The sequence below is a fragment of the Frateuria terrea genome (assembly GCF_900115705.1).
In the GTDB taxonomy this organism is placed as follows: domain Bacteria; phylum Pseudomonadota; class Gammaproteobacteria; order Xanthomonadales; family Rhodanobacteraceae; genus Frateuria_A; species Frateuria_A terrea.
On record NZ_FOXL01000006.1, the window covers coordinates 102,502 to 117,069 of the forward strand.

General features: G+C 69.9%; 13 protein-coding genes and 1 pseudogene. 8 read left to right on the plus strand and 6 right to left on the minus strand.

What is annotated here, in order from left to right; translation table 11 throughout:
* Nucleotides 1–381 precede the first annotated feature (381 nt).
* Both BMZ38_RS11800 and BMZ38_RS18225 read left to right on the plus strand, forming a co-directional pair.
* Nucleotides 382–1,203 carry a hypothetical protein gene (locus BMZ38_RS11800; protein WP_091337688.1) on the plus strand — a complete coding sequence of 274 codons (822 nt, stop codon included), beginning with the start codon at nucleotides 382–384 and terminating at the stop codon, nucleotides 1,201–1,203.
* 77 nt (nucleotides 1,204–1,280) lie between these two features.
* On the plus strand, nucleotides 1,281–1,661 hold the full coding sequence (locus tag BMZ38_RS18225) for a GFA family protein (RefSeq protein WP_091337691.1): 381 nt from the start codon (nucleotides 1,281–1,283) through the stop codon (nucleotides 1,659–1,661).
* Nucleotides 1,662–1,881: 220 nt separating this feature from the next.
* Here BMZ38_RS18225 and BMZ38_RS11810 read toward each other — a convergent pair whose 3' ends face one another.
* A complete protein-coding gene (locus BMZ38_RS11810) occupies nucleotides 1,882–3,105 on the minus strand; it encodes a nucleotidyltransferase family protein (RefSeq protein ID WP_091337694.1) in 1,224 nt (407 codons plus the stop codon).
* Complete coding sequence (locus BMZ38_RS11815; RefSeq protein ID WP_425431880.1) at nucleotides 3,098–4,639, minus strand: B12-binding domain-containing radical SAM protein; 1,542 nt, start codon at nucleotides 4,637–4,639, stop codon at nucleotides 3,098–3,100. The genes BMZ38_RS11810 and BMZ38_RS11815 overlap by 8 nt, the downstream gene beginning before the upstream one ends.
* A 234-nt stretch (nucleotides 4,640–4,873) precedes the next feature.
* On the opposite strand from BMZ38_RS11815, the pseudogene BMZ38_RS11820 reads away from it, so the two are divergent.
* From BMZ38_RS11820 to BMZ38_RS11830, 3 genes and pseudogenes are all read left to right on the plus strand, one after another.
* Nucleotides 4,874–5,884: pseudogene (locus BMZ38_RS11820) on the plus strand (serine kinase); the annotation flags it as partial.
* Between the two features lie 176 nt (nucleotides 5,885–6,060).
* Nucleotides 6,061–7,776 carry an ATP-binding cassette domain-containing protein gene (locus BMZ38_RS11825; protein ID WP_091338358.1) on the plus strand — a complete coding sequence of 572 codons (1,716 nt, stop codon included), beginning with the start codon at nucleotides 6,061–6,063 and terminating at the stop codon, nucleotides 7,774–7,776.
* Nucleotides 7,777–7,883: 107 nt separating this feature from the next.
* A complete protein-coding gene (locus BMZ38_RS11830; RefSeq protein WP_091337700.1) occupies nucleotides 7,884–8,219 on the plus strand; it encodes a hypothetical protein in 336 nt (111 codons plus the stop codon).
* 327 nt (nucleotides 8,220–8,546) lie between these two features.
* On the opposite strand, the gene BMZ38_RS11840 is transcribed toward BMZ38_RS11830, so the two are convergent.
* From BMZ38_RS11840 to BMZ38_RS11850, 3 genes are all read right to left on the minus strand, one after another.
* Complete coding sequence (locus BMZ38_RS11840) at nucleotides 8,547–9,803, minus strand: heme biosynthesis HemY N-terminal domain-containing protein (protein WP_091337706.1); 1,257 nt, start codon at nucleotides 9,801–9,803, stop codon at nucleotides 8,547–8,549.
* Nucleotides 9,800–10,894: a uroporphyrinogen-III C-methyltransferase gene (locus tag BMZ38_RS11845; protein ID WP_091338360.1), complete on the minus strand. Its 1,095-nt coding sequence runs from the start codon at nucleotides 10,892–10,894 to the stop codon at nucleotides 9,800–9,802. Before BMZ38_RS11845 ends, BMZ38_RS11840 begins: the two co-directional genes overlap by 4 nt.
* Before the next feature lie 213 nt (nucleotides 10,895–11,107).
* Nucleotides 11,108–11,863, minus strand: a complete 756-nt coding sequence (locus BMZ38_RS11850) for a uroporphyrinogen-III synthase (protein WP_091337709.1) — start codon at nucleotides 11,861–11,863, stop codon at nucleotides 11,108–11,110.
* A gap of 71 nt (nucleotides 11,864–11,934) precedes the next feature.
* Here BMZ38_RS11850 and BMZ38_RS11855 point away from each other — a divergent pair, with 71 nt between their 5' ends.
* From BMZ38_RS11855 to BMZ38_RS11865, 3 genes are all read left to right on the plus strand, one after another.
* Nucleotides 11,935–12,417 carry a YiiD C-terminal domain-containing protein gene (locus tag BMZ38_RS11855; protein ID WP_425431886.1) on the plus strand — a complete coding sequence of 161 codons (483 nt, stop codon included), beginning with the start codon at nucleotides 11,935–11,937 and terminating at the stop codon, nucleotides 12,415–12,417.
* Nucleotides 12,418–12,443: 26 nt separating this feature from the next.
* On the plus strand, nucleotides 12,444–12,857 hold the full coding sequence (locus tag BMZ38_RS11860) for a hypothetical protein (RefSeq protein ID WP_091337712.1): 414 nt from the start codon (nucleotides 12,444–12,446) through the stop codon (nucleotides 12,855–12,857).
* Nucleotides 12,858–13,038: 181 nt separating this feature from the next.
* On the plus strand, nucleotides 13,039–13,482 hold the full coding sequence (locus BMZ38_RS11865; RefSeq protein ID WP_091337715.1) for a rhodanese-like domain-containing protein: 444 nt from the start codon (nucleotides 13,039–13,041) through the stop codon (nucleotides 13,480–13,482).
* Nucleotides 13,483–13,501: 19 nt separating this feature from the next.
* On the opposite strand, the gene BMZ38_RS11870 is transcribed toward BMZ38_RS11865, so the two are convergent.
* Nucleotides 13,502–14,557: a 2Fe-2S iron-sulfur cluster-binding protein gene (locus tag BMZ38_RS11870; RefSeq protein ID WP_245747286.1), complete on the minus strand. Its 1,056-nt coding sequence runs from the start codon at nucleotides 14,555–14,557 to the stop codon at nucleotides 13,502–13,504.
* Nucleotides 14,558–14,568: the final 11 nt, after the last annotated feature.

A 14,568-nucleotide genomic window follows, 5' to 3' on the forward strand; every position in this document is an offset into this window, starting at 1 on the left:
TTCTGGAGCGCGCGCTCGCGGTGGGCGCGACAGAGCGCATAGTTCCAGCGACTATTGCATCCATCAAAGACCTCCGCGTCACAGCCACTTGTAGATGTGGCTGCGCTACAGTTTGGTTTGGTCCCAACGGTGACTCTGCCAACGGCCGTAGGCTGGCCGATGCGCGCGCCACGTCACATGGTCAAGACGTAGACGTTCTAGTCTGGGCAATCGATGACACAATCGTGGGCTTAGAGTTTGTAGGTGCTCATCCAACTGCGCTGCCAGATCCTGAGTCTGTGCGCGGCTACGGAGATGCCTAACATCTCGTTCAAGGCGGACGCGCTGGCGCGCGCCGCTTAACTCCAGCGTTAGGCCGCTAACGTGATTTCGAGGCTCGTGATGGATTGGTTCCCGGCAATCTCAACTAGCACGCTCTTACTTGTTGTCGCTTGGCTGAGCCGCAATCTGATTGCCACTCGGCTAACGCGAAGCGTTCAACATGAATTCGACGAGAAAATCGGCAAGCTCCGCTCAGACCTGCGAAAGAGCGAAGACGAGTTTCGTTCGGCGCTCACCGCGCGCCAATCGGAAATCGACGCCCTACGTACCGGCGCTCTCTCAAACGTCCCGCAGAGGCAGGCCTTGCTTCTACAACGGCGCCTTGAAGCCATTGAGCAGCTCTGGACCTCGGCTGCTTCACTAAGCAAGACGAAGATTTTGGCGGGGTACCTCGCCGCCTTCAATGTAGAAGCGATGACTGAGGCCGTCAGAAAGCAAGAGCGCGCGGCTCAGGTGCTAGAAATGATTTCGTCGGGATTTGATCCCAAGGAACTTGACCACATCAGTGCAACCAAGGCTCGTCCGTTCGTCTCTGCAATGGCTTGGGCAATATATGCAGCCATGCGAGCCGTGGCCGCTCATACAATGATCCGTTGGCAAGCCATGAAAAGCGGCATGGAAGCAAAAGGACTCATGGATGAGGAGAAGATAAAGCAGCTGATAAAGGCGGCACTTCCCCACTACTCAGATTACTTGGACACGCACGGCGGGGTGGTTTTCCATTACACGCTCGAGGCGCTAGAAACGCGCCTGTTGGAAGAGCTTGACCGCATGCTGGACGGCTCCGAAGCCGATGCGGCGAGTGTTGCGCAAGCGGCAAAGATTGTGCGGCAAGCAAACGAAGTCATGAAGGCCAGCGCAGATTCGGCGGTCGCGGCCTAACGATTCGTCCAAGCCGACGCCGCTTCGCGGCGCGGCTTAACTCAGGTGTTAGGCCGCACAGGAAGCGAGACGCGTCGGTGAATGAAGAAAAGCCTCTTTCGTTGAGCGGTTCTTGCCACTGCGGAGCCATCCGCCTCAGTCTGCCGGCGGCGCCCGAAACCGCCACGAGTTGCAACTGCTCCTTGTGCCGGCGCACGGGAGGCATCTGGGCTTACTACGAACTCGGTAGCGTCTCTATCCAAGGCCATCCGGAGAACACGGAGAGCTACGTGTGGGGTGATCGCAGCCTGAGCAATTTCCGCTGCAAGACCTGCGGCATTGCCACGCATTGGGAGCCCATAAGACCCGAGCCCGGCGCTCGCCACGGCGTGAACCTCCGCAACTTTGAGCCGGCGCTGGTAGCCGCAGTCCCTGCCCGGCGGTTTGATGGCGCAGATACGTGGGAGTTCCTGGATTGAACCCGTCCGGCTTCTCGCAGGTGGCGCCTAACAATTCCGTAGAAGGCTCCGGGGTAGTTCCCACGGTTTGGTGGACACCTGATGTAACTTTTCAGGATCGCCCCATGCCCAAGCCAGGCCCAAGAACGACCGCTCGCTCGGCTCGCATCCACTTGCCGGTCTCCCGCGAGCCCCGGCCACTCACCCAAACCCTCGCCCCGGAGGGAGCGGGCTCTTTACCCTAAGGCGTCGAGGCTTGCGCCAGAGCCGCGCGCACCACGTACAAGGTGTCCATCCTCGGCACCGGCCGCGTGAGCCAGGCCAGGACGCGCCGGCGTTGCGGCGAGGTCACCCAGCTCTGCCCCTGCAGCCACAGTTGAGTGCGCACCATGTCGGCACGTTCGCGGCGCGCCTCGTCGGTGGGGCGCAGGCGGTTGTGCAGGTAGTGCATGGCCTCCCCGGGCGAGCGGCACCATTCGATGCCGGCCAGCCCGTGCAGCCAGAGATCCGAACAGGAGACCGCGCTCAGCGTCCAGCGACGCGAAAGCGTCCGCAGCAGCGGCGGACATTCCTGCTCCAGCCGGGCGAGCACGGCATCGGGTACCGCGTGGCGGTAGTAGCGAGCCACCAGGCACAGCGGCGGCAGCGCCCACCACGACGATCCACCGGCGAGGACATCGCACAGCACGTTCCAGTCGCGCCGGGTCAGCCGCGTGGCCAGCAGCGAGATGTCGTTGAGGTGCAGCAGGCGCAGGCTGCGACCGCACACATTGCCGGCCGCGTGCAGCAGCAGGTGGCCCATCAGCGCCGCGTGCGAGGGATAGGCGTTGAGGCCCGGTTGCGCGTCGTGCGGATACACCATCGCGCTGAGCTCGACGGTGGCCAGCGGCAGGCGCTCGTGGATGTGCGTGTGCAGCTCGATGTTGACCGGCGTGTCGCGGTGCTCGCCCAGTGCATGCACCGGCGCTGCGCAGGCCGGCTTGAACACCTGGTGTTTCCACTGCGCGAAGGAGGCCTCGTAGCCAAGCTCGTGCAGCAGGCTTGCCGCACGACGGGCATCGCCCGGATGCACCAGCAAGTCGATGTCGGCCATCGGGCGCTCGCCGGGCGCGTAAAGGCCGAGCGCATGCAGCGCCGCGCCCTTGAGCGGCACCAGCGCCACGCCGGCGTCGCGTGCGGTGGCGTCCAGGCGACACAGCAGATCCACGATGCGCTGGTGCCGCTGCTCGACGTGCTCGCGCTGGCTGGCCAGGAAGTGCCGCCAGTCCGCGTGCTGCCAGCCGGGGCTGCGGTCGAGCAGCGGCGAGACGCCGTGCGCGGCGGCGGCGGCCATGGCCAGACGCCATTCCAGCGGGCTCCAGTCGGGCGTCACGCCGCCGGGGCGCGCCAGCTCGGCGGCGAGCGCTTCGGTGGCCCGGCGCAGGCCGGCGCGCACGGTGCGCAACGGTGGCAGGGGGTCAGGCATGGCTGAGCGTCGCCGTGATCGGCAGGCGCGTAGGTTCGGTGCGATGCGCCTGTTCGCTGGCGATCAGCGCGTTCCAGCGCGCATCCAGCGCCGCACGTGCCAGCTGATGGTGTTCGGCCGATAGCTGCGCCGACTGCTGCAGTTCGACTTGGGCGTGCAGCAGGTCGCGCACGTGGCGGTAGAAGTCCGAATCGTAGGCGCCGCGGAACATCATCGCCAAGTCGTCGCTGTCTTCCCAGTGGGTCTTGCGGCCGAGCTGGGCCTTCACCTTCTCGTAGAACCGGGTGCCTGGCAGCGGGTAGGACACGCTGACGCCGATGTCGTCCGGCGCCGCCCGCGCGATCAGTTCGCGCGTGGCCAGCAGATCCTCCAGCTCCTCGCCGAGGTAGCCCAGCTGCACGAAGAAGCCGACGCGGATGCCGTGGCGGCCGAGCCGCTCGCGCGCACCGGTGAGGTCGGCCACGCGGGTGCCCTTGGTCATCGCGTCGAGCACGCGCTGGCTGCCGCTCTCGGCGCCGATCCACACCTCGACGCACCCGGCCTCGGCCAGCGCCTGCGCCATCGCCTCGCTGCACAGGTCGGCGCGGGCCTGGATGGTGAAGGGCACCGGGCCGGCGCCCTCGCGCAGATGGCCGGCGAAGGTTTTCACCCATGCCACGTAGAAGCCGAAGATGTCGTCGGCCATCCAGATGTGGTCCGGCGCGAAAGCGTGCTTGAGATGGCTCATCTCCGCGGCCACGTCGGCCGCCTCGCGCTGGCGGTAGTGGTTGCCCCAGATCGGCTTGGCGCACCAGTTGCAGCGGAACGGGCAGCCGCGCGAGGCGGCCATGTTGAGGCTGAAGTAGCCGTGCCGTTGCTTCCAGAACGCGCGGTAGCGTTCGATGTCGACCAGATCCCAGGCTGGGTGGCCGACCAGCCGCGCGTCCGGCGGCTGGATGCCGATGCGCTGCAGCTGCGTTTGGCCATCCACACGTACGGCCACCCCGGCAAGACCCGCCGTCCAGTCGAGGTTGTCGGCGGCATGGCCGCGATCGAGCCGCTCCACCAGCGCCGCCAGCGCCGCCACGCCTTCGCCGAGCAGCACCACGTCGGCGCCCGCGGCAAGGAAGGCGTCCGGCTGGTCGGAGGCGTCGGAGCCGGCGACGATCACCCGCGCGCCGCTGGCGTGCGCCTCGCCGATCATCTGGCAGGCCGCTTCGCGCATGCGGCTCAGGCACATCTTGGTGAGGAAGTTGAAGTTGTCCTCGTACAGCACCACCAGGGTCGGTGCGGTGGCGTGCAGGGCTTCGGCATAGGCCTCCACGCCCTCGGCGAGCATTGCGTCGAATAGCGTGACCCGGTGCCCGTGCTGGCGCAGGAAGGCGGCCACCTGGATCGTCGCCAGCGGTGGATAGGGCTTGCCACGCTCCCACTGCTTGCGGTCGTACTGCAGGAAGTAGGAGTGGCTGACCTGGATCTTGAGCATGGGTGTCGGGCCCGGCCATGGCGGATGAGGGCCGCGCAGGGCGGCCATGCAGTGCCCTTGGGCGTGCATGCGGGTATGTGCCGGGTCGCAGGGTTGAGGTTGCGCGTCTTGATTGGTCTTTCGAAGGAAGAGGGAACAAGGCGACGGCGTAGACGAGGCTGCGTCATCTGAAGCCCTCCCATCCGGGAAGAGGGTCGGTTGAGGGTCACGGCAGGCACAACCTCTGCGTTGCGCGGGAGCACTCACGCTGCAACCGGGAAGTGCGTCGGTGCGCCACCCCACCTGCGAGGCTTCCGTTCCGCGATGGCCCTGCCCTCCCTCCTGCCCGCATCGGCCACGGTCGCCGACCCCTTCGGCGAACGCATCGCCTGCAACCTCGTGCTGCAACGGACGGTGCTGGGTGGCCGCTTCCACTTCGCCAGCAACAGCGGAGCGCTGCTGCAGCTGGCCGAGGCCGCCTATGGCCGGTTGCCGCCATGCGAGTGGCCTGAAGCACGCGACTTCCACATCGAGTTGCGCCTGCTGAGCGCTCGCATGGAACGCCGCGGCGAGCCACCGCCTGTACGCCAGCACGCGGGCGCCGGGTTGCTCTGCGGGGTGATGGACGAGTGCAACTACGCCGTGCTCGACCCGGCCGGTCGGCGCGCATTGGTGACCGCCTCGCAGGACATGCTCGGGCATCCCTACCACCTGCGATACGAGCTGATCGAGTTCGCGGTGTTCACCCTGGCCGCCCGCGGCATGGGCCTGGTGCCATTGCACGGGGCATGCCTGGGACATCGCGGTCGTGGCGTGCTGTTGCTTGGCGAAAGCGGCGCGGGCAAGTCGACGTTGGCGCTGCACGGTCTGCTGCGCGGGCTGGATTTCCTGGCCGAGGACGCCGTGTTCGTGCACCCGGACAGCCTGCTGGCGATGGGCGTGCCGAACTTCCTGCACGTGCGCCCGGATGCGCCGGGGTTGCTCGCGGACGGCCACCTGCGCGAGTGGCTGGAACGATCGCCGCGCATCATCAGGCGCAGCGGCGTGGAAAAGATCGAGGCCGACCTGCGTCTGGGCATCGGCCGGCTGGCCGGCGAGCCGCTGGCACTGGTCGGCGCCGTGCAGGTATCGCCAGAGCCGGCCGGCCACCGCGAGAGCCTGCTGCTCCCTGTGGCGGCCGAGCAAGCCGCAGCATGGCTGGCATCCAACCAGCCGTATGCGTCGGGCCAGCCGGGCTGGCAGCCGTTCGTGCGGGCGCTGGTGCAGCGCGGCGTCCACCGGCTGCGGCGCGGCCGCGATCCGCAAGCGGCCATCGATGCGCTGTGCAGGCTGCTCGACGGACACGCGCCGTGGCCACGCTCCCTGGTGGGGACACACACCAGCGGGACAACCTTTCCCACGGTGCCCTGCACTCAGGAGAGATGAGCACGATCCCCGGCAAAGACGCCACGCTGGAGCGCCCCGACGGATTGCCGCGGAGCGCGGGTCCATGGCATCGGCGCGCGCTGGCCATGCTCGTCCGCGCCCTGCCCGTGGCGAACTTTTCGCAGGCGTTCGCATCCACCCTCGCGCGCCGCGACCTGCTGCAGATCGTCGCCTACGTGGTGCTGTCGCTGGGCGCGGCGCTGGCCGGCAGCATCGCAGCGATCTGCCTGGTGCCGCTGGTGCAACCCGGGCCGTCGCAAGCCTTCAGCCGCTACGACAGCGTCGAGATGCAGGCGCTGGCGTTCGGCGTGGCCACCGGCAGCTTCGCGCTGTTGCGCTGGCAGGCGGCGCGGCTGGGCGCGGCCCTGGCCAGCCGCTGCGGCATGAACCTGCGGCGGATGGTGCATGCCCGACTGATCGACGCGCCGCTGGGCGAACTGGCCGACACCAGTTCGGCCGAGATCGCCAACCTGCTGACCTACAACATCGAGATCCTGGTGCAGGGCTTCGGCGCGCTGCTGCAGCTGGCGATCATCGGCGTCACTACGGCGGTGAGCCTGGCGTTCGTGTTCTGGGTGTCGCCGACGCTGATGCTGGTGTCGCCGGCGCTGCTGGGCATGGGGCTGCTCGCCGCGCGTGCCTGGGGCCGCGAGCAATCGACGGTGAGCCGGCAGTACGTGGCCGACATGACGCGGCTGTTCTGGCTGAGCGAGGACTTTCCACGGCGCCTGCGCTACGTGCGCTCGTTCGAGCGGGAGGGCGCGGAGAAGGCCGGCTACGGCGCGATCGCCGCACAACTGGGATTGGGCTATCGGCGCCAACTGGAACTGGTCGCCGCCGGCCGTCTGGTGCTGGAGCTGGCCGCCGCGGCGGGCATTGCCGGCGCGTTCGTGCTGGCCCACCGCTGGCACGGCATCGACAGCGCCTCGCTGATCGCGGTCAGCCTGCTGCTCGGTCGCCTGCTGCCGTACCTGGTGTCGACCCGGCAGAGCTGCCAGCAATTGCGCTCGGCGGCGCCTGCGCTGGAACTGTGGAAACGCCACATGCGGCATCGGCGCGATGCGCTTTCAGCCGTGTCGGCACGCGCGCTGGCGATGGGCGACGTGCTGGCCATCGGTCGCCTGCGCCTGCGCGCGCCGCTCGGCGGCCTGTGCGTGCGCGACCTGGTGCTGGCGCCCGGCGAGCTGACCCTGGTCTCGGGGGATTCGGGGATCGGCAAGAGCAGCCTGGTCGACGTGCTGGCCGGAATGACGCTGCCCGCCGACTTCACCGCCGGCGTCGGTGGGCAGTCCATCGGCTTCGACGACTATCGCGCCCTGGTGCGCAACGGTGCCTACGTCAGCCAGAGCGTACGGCCGTGGCAGCACACGGTGCGCGAGTGCCTGGCCTGGGCCGCCCCGGCTGCGGGTGAGGAAACCATGCTCGGCGTGCTGGAAGACGTCGGCCTCGGCCGTTGGCTCGGGGCCACGCGCGAAGGACTGGACGCGGCGCTCTACGGCAGCGCCAGCCGCCTGTCCGGCGGCGAACTGCAGCGGCTGATGCTGGCCCAGGTGATCCTGCGCCAGCCGTTGCTGGCGGTGCTCGACGAGGCCACCGGTGCGCTCGATGCGTCCTCCGAACTGGCGGTGCTCGCCGCGCTCAAGCGGCGGTTGCCGCGCTCCATCCTGATCGTGGTCTCGCATCGCGCAAGCGTCGCGACAATGGCCGAACAGCACCTGGAGATCGGCCGCGACCTGGCCAGCACCGTGGTGCGTTATGCGACCACCGGCCGGTCCGCGCCCGGCGACGCCACGTTCGGCTGAACCGCGAGCATCCGCGAAGCGGAACGGACGGCCGTGTCCCGCGCGTCCGGGCACCCGCCGGGGGCGCCGGGGTCTAGAGTCCGCCTACCCGAGACGGAACCGGCCCCATGAACAACGCACCGCTCCGCAGGACGCTCGACCAGGACATCTGCGTACACATCTTCACCGCGTCCGCCGCGATGGTGGGCGTGTGCATCACGGTCATCGGCCTCCTGCGCGTCGTCATCACGCTCCGCCGCGCCGACCTCATCGGCGACGACCTGCTCGCGATCAACGCCATGCTCTACCTGGTCACCTGCCTGCTTTCCTACTGGGCATTGCGGACCCGGAACCAGCAGCGCAACCACACGCTGGAACGCATCTCCGACACGCTGTTCCTGCTGGCGCTGACGCTCACCACGCTCAACGCCGGATTCATCACGTGGGCGATGTCCGTGACCTGAGCGGACCCGGCGCCGGCTACCGCAACGCCGCCCGCAGAAGCGGCATCGCGAACCATGCCATGAGGCTCGCAGCGGTTGCGAACACAAGGTGCAGGGGGCGCACCGCGCGCAGGTCCCGTCGCCTCGCCCGTGCCGGCATGGAGACTGGCGACAGCCCGAGCACGCACCCCAGCAGACTCAAGTACCTGATGGCGTAGCGCGTATCCGCACGGTCCGTCCCCAAGCCGGCTTTCGCAAGGCAGTGCAGGATGCAGACGCTCGCCAGGGCTGATGCAAAGCAGACCGCGCCGAGGGCGTCCATGATGTGCCTGGCGCCGGACCCGGACCTCAGTTCCGCAGCCGCGGCATGCCGTGCTCGTCGCGTTCCTCCACCGCCAGCGAGCGCGTGTCCGGGTGCGACAGGCGACTGTCGCGCGGCAACTCGACGGTGGCATCGCCGCGGGTGAGCGCCAGCGCGTTGCGGTAGCAGCGCTGGGCAAGCGGGATGTCGCCCTGGCCGACGCAGACGTCCCCCAACGCTTCCCAGGCACCCGGGCTGGGCCCGACCGCGAGCGAGCGCTCAAGGTAGGTGCGTGCCTTGCCCCACAGCTGCTGGCGCACGCACATGCGGCCCAGCGCCAGCAGCAGGCCGGGATCGTTGGGATGGGCGTCCAGCCAGCCTTCGGCGCGGCGCAGGCGGGCGTCCAGGTCGTCACCGTCGAGCCTGCCCCAGGTTTCGGCCAGTTGCGGCGACCACTCGCGGCGCAGGGCCGATTCGAGCTCGTCCATCGCCGGCAGCACGAGACCGAATGCGGCGGCACGGCGGGCGTAGGCATCGACGACCGCGGGTGCGCGGCGCTGACCCTTGGGCAGTTGCGACCACAGCGCGTTGAGCGCCTGGCCGTCCGCAGCGGCGTTCACCGCCGCGACCAGCACCTGCGACTCCAGTGCGGCGTAGCGCTGGGTACCGAGCGAGCCGCTTTTCTGCAGCGGCTCGAGTGCGGCCAGTGCGCGACGCGGTTCGCCTGCGGCGAGCGCGGCCAGCGCGAGTTCATGCCAGCCGCCGGGCGTAAGGCTGCCGCTTTCGGCTTCCGGACCAAGCAGCGCGAGCGCTTCGGCCGGCTTGCCGTCGCGACGCAGCACGCGCGCGCGCAGCACGCGGGCGGCCTGCGGCGAGGCCTGGCCGGCGCGGTTGAGCGCTTCCAGCGCACGCGCCGATTCACCGCGCCGCGAGGCCGCCTCGGCGGAAGCGAGCAAGGCCGGTCCACGCAGTTCGTCCAGCCGCGCGGCACGCTCCAGGTCGCGCTCGGCTTCGCCGTGGCGGCCTTCCATAAGCGCGACCATGCCGCTGCCCAGGCGCTGCCGGCTGACCCGGCGATGCCGCCGCGTCATCGCGCCGAACGGCCAGCGCACCAGGCGCCACAGGCCGGTGAGGACGGCCCACGCCAGCAGCACGATGACCAGGGCCGCGACCACGGTGGTTTCCACCCGCCAGCCGCGCAGGCGCACCAGGACGTAGCCGGGATCTTCGGCGACTCCGTGCCAGCCGAAGGCGGCCAGCGCCGCGACCGCGATCAGCAGCAGCAGCCAGCGCCACGGCTTCACGGACGGCGCTCGGTGCTGGCCGCGCGGGCCGGGGTGGCGTCGACCGCCTTGAGCGCGTGTACCGCGCGCAGGTTGCGCAGTTCGGCCAATGCGGCGCCCAGCTGTACCGGCGTGGTCGGCTTGAGCGTGCCGGCGAGGCTCGCCAGTTGCGCCTGTGCATGGGCGACGGCCGGGTCGGCGGTGTCGAACTGCGCGGCCAGGCTCGCCTGCGCGCGGACGATGGCAGCGCGCGCGGCGTCGACGTCGGCGGCCAGCAGCGCGGCCTGCGCCTGGGCGAGGTCGAGCGCGGCCAGTTCGCGGGCGAAGCGCGCATCGGCCACCGCCAGCGGCGCGCCGTTGTCGCGCTGCACGCTGACCACGCTGCCGAGTGCATGGCGGATGCGTGCCCAGGCGCCGGCGTTGGCCTGGCCGGCCGGCGTGTCCTGCGGCTTGAGCGGGAAGGTTTCCAGCGCGCCGCGCAGCTGCTGCAAGGCGTCGATCGCATGGGCGTGCGGCTCGCTCTGCTGCAGCGCCTCGCGCTCGGCGGCGATGCTCTGGCGCACACCGGAGAAGGCGCCGTCGTTCACCGCGGCCAGCGCCTGGTCGGCCAGGCCGTAGGCGGCCGCCGCACCCTGCGCATCGTGGAACAGCACATAGCGCTGCTGGCCCATGCGCAGCAGCGTCTCGGTCTCGTCGAGCAGCATCGCGTCATGGCCGGAGAGGCTCTTCTCCGACAGCTTGGCGACCGCGTCCTCCAGGTTGCGCAGCCGCTCGCCCTGGCCCAGCAGTTCCTCGCGCAGGCCGCGGTTGACCTGTTCGGCATCGCCCAGGCGCTGGCGCAGCAGGGTGCGCTCGTCGCCGAGGGTGCCGAGCGTGTCTTCCACGTGGGCGACGCGCTGGTCCAGGTTGTCGCTGGCGCTGCCCTGCATCTGCTGCCACTGGCGCCAGCCCACGTAACCGGCCAGGCCGAGCGCGAGCAGGGACAGCAGCAGTGCGAGTGCCATTGCGCCGCCGCGGCGGGGAGTCGGCGCCGGCGCACGGCGCGATACAGGAGCCGGGGCGGGAATCGGCGCCGCGGCGGGACGATCGGAGGCGAGGTCGTCTTGGCTCATGCGCGCCATGCTAGCAGCCCGCATGGCGGGGTTCGCATGGCGGGCGTGAAGCGTTCTCCGCAGGGTGCGCCCCGCACACGGGCACCCCGCACCACGGCCGCGCGCCGGCATGGGCTACTGTAAGAGAGCTCATGCGAAACCGGGTTGGCTCCATGCGCAAACGCAAGACCGGAGCATGGCCGCCACGCCCGGAGAAGCGTCCGGAGGGTGAGTTCAGCAGGCGGCGAGCAGGTCGGCGGGCAGCGCCGAAACGGCGCGTCGGACGTGGCGGAAGCCCGCCTCGCGGGCGGCGGCCTCCAGCCGTTCGCTGCTGGCCACCGCGACCGCGGCGCTCAGGCGCGACCAGGCCTCGGGCGGCAGCGTGCCATGCAGGTTCGCCAGGGCTTGCGCGCTGGACAGCAGCACGCGCGCGCTGCGACGCAGCTGGCGTACCGCTTCGGCATGCCGCCGGTCCAGCCGCGGTGCCGCGCGCCGGTAAACCCACACCTCGCGCAGGCGTGCCCCGCCATCGAGCAGGCGTTGCTGCAGCAGGCCGCGCCCACCGGGTGCGCCGATCAGCGCGACGCCGCGGCCGCGCACGTCGCGCAACGCTGGCAGGTCGAGCAGGCCTTCGCTGTCCTGCTGCCGCGTGGGCACCTGCACCGCGAGGCCGTGGCGGCGCAGCGCGGCGGCGGTGCCCTGCCCGACCGCCAGCACCGTGGCACGCGTGCGCAGGGGCGCAAGCGCGGCGGCGAAACGCACCGCGGCGGGGCTGGTGAACAGCAGCAACGGATCCGCGCGCAGCGCCTCGCGAAGCTGCGCACGCGCCTGGCCAGCGTCTTCGCTCGGGCGCAGCGCCAGGCCCGGCAGCAGCAACGGCACGCCACCGCGGGCGCGTACCTGGCGCGCGAATGCCGCGGCCGTGCCGGCCGGCCGGGTGATGACGATCACGCGGCCTTCGAGCGCGCCTGAAGTGGAAGCCAGTCTCACTGCACAGCCCACAGGAATGAGGGCCGCCAGTGTAAGCCGCTCGCTACACTTGCCGCTTTGCCGACGATGTCCTGCCCGTGACTGCCGACCCCCAGCTGCTTGCCGACGACCTGCTCCGCTTCATCCGCGACAAGATCCCGCTCGCCCGCGCCATGGACCTGCGGCTGCATCACTACGGGCACGACACCCTGGCGCTGGCCGCGCCACTGGCGCCGAACGTCAACGACAAGGGCTGCGCCTTCGGCGGCAGCCTGGCCAGCCTGATGACGCTGGCCGGCTGGGCGCTGGTGGAACTGGAACTGCAACGGCGCGGCGAAGATTGCGACGTGTTCGTGGGCGACTCGCACGTGCGCTACCTCGAACCGGTGTGGAACGATTTTCGCGCCGAGGCACGGCTGTCCGAAGGCGCCGGTTTTACGACCTTCTTCGCCACCCTCGCCGAGCGCGGCAAGGCGCGCATCGACGTGCGCTGCGTCGTGCCCGGCAGCGGCGAGCGACCGGCCGCCACGCTCGAAGCGCGCTTCGTCGCCAAGCGCCGTGCTGGGGCACAATGACGCTTCGTCGCCGAGGGGACCCGTCCATGCGCCGCCAACTGCTCCTGCTGCTCGCGTTCGTCGCCATGCTGTGCGCCGGCTGCGCCACCGACCAGCGCAACCAGGCGCTGATCCACACGCTCGGCGCCTACGGCAGCACGCTGCGCTGGGGCGATTTCCAGAGTGCGCTGCAGTTCGTCGACCCCAAGGTGCGCGAGGCCAACCGGCCGACCGCGCTGGACCTGGCGCGCTACCAGCAGGTACGCGTGACCGGCTATGACGACGGCGCCGGCCCGGTGCCGGATGGCGAGAACGTGGTGCACCAGGTGGTGCAGATCAGCCTGGTCAACATCAATACGCAATCGGAGCGGACCGTGATCGACCGCCAGACCTGGCGCTACGACACCGACAAGAAGCGCTGGTGGCTGATGAGCGGGTTGCCCGACATCACGCGCGAGTGAGACTCGAGCCCCTCTCCGGAAAGGGAGAGGGTTTCCGGTTGGATGGCGTGAGGCAGGCACTTCGACTTCGGCGCGGCGTGCCTACGCTCAGCGCGAGTGGCTTTTGGGCAGGCGCCTTTGCGCCCGCCGGGGCAGTCCCGGATAATCACCGGTTTGCGCATCCGGCCAGGCCCATCGAGCGATGAACGACTTCCTGCACAAGCTCCCCACTTTCGTGGGCAACCACCTGGCGCTCTGCGCGCTGTTCGTGATCATCCTGCTCGCGCTGCTGGTGATGGAGTTCAGCCGCCTGCTGCGCAAGTACAAGGAGCTCACCCCGGGTGGGCTCACGCTGCTGATCAACCGCGAGAATCCGCTGCTGGTGGATCTCTCCGCCCGCGCCGACTTCGAGAAGATGCACGTGCCCGGCGCCCGCCACGTGCTGCCCAGCCAGTTCGACCCCGAGCACAAGGACCTGGCCAGGGCCAGGGACCTGCCGGTGGTGGTGATGGACAAGGACGGCCGCGGTTCGGACAAGGCCGCGCAGCGCCTGGTCAAGGCCGGCTTCACCAAGGTCTATACCCTGGGCGGCGGCGTGCTGGCCTGGCAGCAGGCGCAGCTGCCGCTGGCCAAGGGAAGCAAGTAGCCGAACGGTAGATGGCCGTCTATTCGCCGATGCCCGCGCGGCCGGCGAGGATCTGCGCCAGCACGTCGGGCGCGTAGTCGAACGAATCGAAGTACAGCCGCTCGTCGGGCAGGCCGGCCTCGGCAAACAGGCGGCGACCGGCGTCGATCATCGCCGGCGGCCCGCTCATGTAGACCTCGTGGCCGGACAGGTCCGGCAGGTCCTCCAGCACCGCCTCGTGCACGAGGCCCGCGCGCAGGCCCGCCGCGGCAGCCTGTTCGGGATCGGACAGCACCGGGTGGAAGGACAGGTTCGGTGCCTCGCGCGCCCAGCGCTCGGCGAGCCCGCGCAGGTAAAGGTCGCCCGCGCTGCGCGCGCCCCAGTAGAGCGCCATCGGCCGGCGCGTCGGCAGCGCCAGGAAGTGCTCGACGATCGCCTTGACCGGGGCGAAGCCGGTCCCGCCGGCCATGAACACCATCGGGCGCTCGGAGTCCTCGCGCGGCACGAAGGTGCCCAGCGGCCCCTCGATGTGCAGCCGTGCGCCCGGCACCAGGCCTTCGTGCACCCAGGAGGTGAAGCCGCCGCCGGCGACGTGGCGCACGTGCAGTTCGATGCTGCCGTCCTGCTTCGGACCGCTGGCGATCGAGAACGGCCGGCGCTTGCCTTCCGCCAGCAGCACGTCCAGGTACTGGCCCGGCAGCCACTTGAGCGGCGCCGCGCCGGGCACGGGTTTCAGCACCAGGCCGGTGACGTCCGGCGCGAGCGGCCACTTCTGCGCCACCTCGACGGTCAGCCGGCGGCGGGCGATGTCCTCCACCGAGGCGACCTCGCGCGCGGCGATGGTCAGATCGCTGGCCGGCACCGCCTGGCACATCAGGATCGCGTGCTCGGATGCCGCGCTGCCGCTGAGCGCTACCGGCGGATTGCGCGGGTAGTCGCAGTGGCCGGACAGCAGCGTCGCCTTGCAGCTGCCGCAGACGCCGGCGCGGCATGAATACGGCAGCGCGATGCCGGCGCGCTGCGCCGCCTCGAGCACGGTTTCACCCGGCGCGGCGGGAAAGGTTCGGCCTGAACTGGCGATGGTGACGGTGAACACCTGCGCATTGT

Excerpts from the sequence above, each read along its gene's own strand:
- BMZ38_RS11830 (WP_091337700.1), top strand. The coding sequence starts at position 7,884 with ATGAACAACGCACCGCTCCGCAGGACGCTCGACCAGGACATCTGCGTA.
- BMZ38_RS11815 (WP_425431880.1), bottom strand. The coding sequence starts at position 4,639 with ATGCACGCCCAAGGGCACTGCATGGCCGCCCTGCGCGGCCCTCATCCG.
- BMZ38_RS11845 (WP_091338360.1), bottom strand. The coding sequence starts at position 10,894 with ATGAGCCAAGACGACCTCGCCTCCGATCGTCCCGCCGCGGCGCCGATT.
- BMZ38_RS11825 (WP_091338358.1), top strand. The coding sequence starts at position 6,061 with ATGCTCGTCCGCGCCCTGCCCGTGGCGAACTTTTCGCAGGCGTTCGCA.
- BMZ38_RS11800 (WP_091337688.1), top strand. The coding sequence starts at position 382 with ATGGATTGGTTCCCGGCAATCTCAACTAGCACGCTCTTACTTGTTGTC.
- BMZ38_RS11860 (WP_091337712.1), top strand. The coding sequence starts at position 12,444 with ATGCGCCGCCAACTGCTCCTGCTGCTCGCGTTCGTCGCCATGCTGTGC.
- BMZ38_RS11865 (WP_091337715.1), top strand. The coding sequence starts at position 13,039 with ATGAACGACTTCCTGCACAAGCTCCCCACTTTCGTGGGCAACCACCTG.
- BMZ38_RS11810 (WP_091337694.1), bottom strand. The coding sequence starts at position 3,105 with ATGCCTGACCCCCTGCCACCGTTGCGCACCGTGCGCGCCGGCCTGCGC.